Genomic DNA, 3,715 nt, shown 5'->3' with positions numbered 1-3,715 from the left:
GCGGCGGGAGCGCTCGACGCGGTGCTGCGCACGCGGCCGGCGGGGGGCGAGCCGCTGGCGGAATTCCACGTCTGGCACGAGGCGCCGTCGCCGTGGCCGGACGACCTCGCCGCGGACGGCGCGAACCGCGCGCATCCGATGACGGCGTGGCGCGACACGCAGGCCGACGCCGATGAGCGGGCACAGGTCGAGCGCATCCGCGACTACATCCAGGACGGCGACTGCTATCAGGTCAACCTCACGACGCGGCTGAGCGCCGAGGCGCTCGACGGCTTCGACGAGGTCGCCCACTTCTTCGCGCTGCATGCGTCGCAGCCCGGCGGGTTCTCGATGTTCCTGCGGACCGGGACCGGCGCCCACGACCACAGCGACGGCGATCGTGGCGCAGTGGCCAGCGTGTCGCCGGAGCTCTTCTTCGACTGGCGGCCGCTGCCGGAGACGCCGCAGGCCAGCCACACCTGGCTGCTGTCGGCGCAGCCGATGAAGGGCACGGCGCCACGCGGCCGCGACCGCGTCGGCGACGAGGCCGCGCAGACCTACCTGCGCACCAGCGCCAAGGAGCGCGCCGAGAACCTGATGATCGTCGACCTGCTGCGCAACGATCTCTCGCGCGTCGCGGTGCCCGGCTCGGTGCGCGTGCCGCGGCTGTTCGAGCTGCACGCGCTGCCGACGGTCTGGCAGATGACGTCGACCATCGGCGCGGTCACGCGGGGCGGGCTCGCGCTGGACGAGGTCATGACCGCACTGTTCCCTTGCGGGTCCATCACCGGCGCTCCGAAGAAGCGCGCGATGGAGGTCATCGACGAACTCGAGCCCGGCCCGCGCGGCTGGTACTGCGGCGCGCTCGGCCTGCTGCAGCCGGGCGGGGCGGTGACCTTCAACGTGCCGATCCGTACCGTCGAGCAGACGGGACGGGCGCTGCGCTGCGGCGTGGGCAGCGGCATCACGCTGGACTCGCGGCCGGGCGACGAGATCGACGAGTGGCGCGCGAAGGCGCGCTTCCTGACGCGCGCCCAGGCGCCCATCGAGGCGCTGGAAACGATGCGGCTCGAGGACGGCGAGTTCGCGCGCGCCGGCCGGCATCTGGCGCGGATGCAGCGCACGGCGCGGCATTTCGGGCTGGGATGGTCGGTGGACGCGGCGAAGGCCCGCCTCGTCGACATCGCGCGACGCCATCCGCGCGGCGCGTGGCGCGTGCGGTTGACGCTGTCCCGTGACGGCAGCTTCAATGACACGGTGCAGGCATTGCCGATCACCACCACCACCACCACGACGCCGCCGACGCGCGCGGCGACCGGGACGTCGGCGACCCCATCGACGACATCGACCGATCCGGTCGGCCCGTTGCTGGTGGCGCTGGCGCGGAGCGCGATCGACACGCGCGGTCCGGCGGCGGAATTCATCCAGCACAAGACGACGCGCCGCGAGGTGTACCAGGCCTTCCTGGACGCCAAGCCGGCGGACTGCTTCGACGTGCTGCTGTTCAACCGGGACGGCGAGCTCACCGAGGGCTGCCTGACCAACCTCGCGCTGCAACGGGCGCCGGACGGGCCGTGGCTGACGCCGCGCGCCGAGGCCGGCCTGCTGCCCGGCACGCTGCGCGAGGAACTGCTGGAACAGGGCCGGCTGCGCGAGGCGCGGCTGACCCTGGACGATCTGCGGCGGGCGCATGCGCTCGCCATCTTCAACGGTGTCCGCGGCTGGCGTGAAGTGCGGCTGCGGCACGAGGACTCCCATGACGACGACTTCCCAACGACGCCGCCCGGCGACGCGCAAGACACCCGCGGTCGATGAAGCGGCCGTGCCGGCCGCGGCCGATGCCGCCGTGGACGCGGTGATCGAGCCTGCGACCGACGCAACGGTCGAAGCCACGCCTGTTCCGGCGAGCGAAGCTCCCAAGCCAGCGCGCAAGCGGGCCGCACGCGCGAAGGCGCCCGCCGAGGTGGTGCCGGAGGTGGCCACGCCGGTCGAGGCGACGGCTGAACCTGCCGAACCTGCTGAACCTGCTGAAACGATCGAACCGGCGCCGAAGAAGCGCCCGGCGCGCAAGCGCGCGCCGGTTGCGGAAGTCGCTGAGCTTGCGACCGAAGTGCCCGTCGATATCGCGGCTGAAGTGGTCCCCGAAGCGACCGCCGAGGCGGCGTTCGAGGTGGAGACCGCTGATGTCGAGGAGGCGCCTGCCCGCAGGAGCCGCCGCAAGCCCAAGCCTGAGCCGGTGATCGAGGAGGTGCCGGCCGAACCGCCGCGCTTCACGCTCGGCGCGCGCGAGGAGGACGGCGTGTTCGGCGACTACGAACTGCGCGACGGCGAGACCGGCGGCACCTTCCGCCTGCGCCTGTTGGGCCGCAAGACCTGGCGCTGCGACTGCGCGGACTATCGCGATCAAGGCTCGTGCGAGCACGGCGATCAATTGCTGTCGCTGTTCGACGACGCTCAGCACGCTGCACTCGATGCCGGCTGGCCCGCGCGAGAGGCCGAAGTCTGGCTGGTGCCCGGCGACGAGCGCGAACTGCAATGGGTCTGCGGCCGCGACGTGCCGCAGCGACTGCGCGATCAATCGGGCCTGGACGATCAACAGCGCCGCCGCGCCGAAGGTGGCCATGCCTGGCTGCAGCAGGTGCTGAGCGACGCCCGCGCGCTCGGCGTCACCCTGCGCGTCGATGCGCCGGTGTGGCCGCAACTGGCCTGCGGTCGCGATGCGCAGGCGCGCGTGCAGCGCCTCGAGACGCTGATGGCCGACGGCGCCGCGATGCGCGCGCTGCTGCGTGACGAGCTGCCGACCCACGCCTGGGAGGCCGCGTTGTTCGCCGTCTGCGCCGGCCGTGCGCTGATCTCCGATGATCTCGGGCTGGGTCAACGCGGCGCCGCGATCGCGGCGATCCAGCTGTGGGCGACGCTCTTCGGCGTGAAGCCGGCCGTCGTCATCGCGCCGGAAGCCGCGCATGCGTCCTGGCAACGCGATCTGAAGCGCTGGCTCGGCGACGACGCGAAGTCGGTGACCGTGGCCGCCGCGCCGCCCGCGAAGCCGCAGCCCGCGCTGCTGATCGTCGACGGCATCGAATTGATGGACGCGGATCGCCTGGCCGCGCTGCGTGCGCTGCCGGTCGCCCAGCTGCTGCTGATCGCGCACGAGGAGCCGCTCGCCGATGCGCGCCTGGGCGAGTGGGTCGACTGGCTCGACGACATGCGTCGCGGCCCGCTCTCCGACCTGCGCGTGCTGCCGGAGGATGCCGGGAAGAAGGTCAGGCGCGACGCGCTGGAACCCGTGCTGCTGTCGCGCCGCAAGCGCGAGCTGGACGAGCAACTGCCCGCCGCGCTGCTGACGCCGCTGTGGCTGGACGGCGCGGCGTCGACGGGCGCCAGCCTGCCGGCCGCGCCGCTGAAGCAACTGCGCCAACTCGTCGAGCGCTGGACCGCGTTGCGCTTCCTGACGAGTGCCGACCAGCAGCAGCTGCTGGAGGCTTTGGCCTTGCTGCCGCCGGCTTCGCGTCAGGCGCTGGCGGCCAAGGCCGAGGCGGTGCTCGCGCTGCGCCGGGACTGGATCCAGACCGCTGCCGTGCCGGCCGCGAGGCGCCTGGTGATCTGCGCGCGCTCGGAGACGCTGCTGGACAGCTTGTCGATGTCGCCCCAGTTGCGCCGTCTGCCGCCGCAGCGACTGCGCGCCGGCGACACGGCCGAGGTCCGCGAGGCCGCGCTGTCGGCCTGGCGCGGCGCC

General features: G+C 73.0%; 1 protein-coding gene and 1 pseudogene. Both read left to right on the top strand.

Annotated features, from left to right (window positions below; genetic code table 11):
* On the top strand, window positions 1–1,794 hold a 1,794-nt coding region (locus tag VF536_RS08415), incomplete at its 5' end, for a bifunctional anthranilate synthase component I family protein/class IV aminotransferase (protein WP_331614374.1).
* Window positions 1,736–3,715 (top strand): annotated as a pseudogene (locus tag VF536_RS08410) (hypothetical protein); the annotation flags it as partial. The gene VF536_RS08415 and the pseudogene VF536_RS08410, both read left to right, overlap by 59 nt.

Source organism: Roseateles sp., assembly GCF_036486225.1.
GTDB lineage: Bacteria > Pseudomonadota > Gammaproteobacteria > Burkholderiales > Burkholderiaceae_C > Roseateles.
Note: the sequence above shows the minus strand (reverse complement) of the source record. Positions and strands in the feature narration are given on the sequence as shown.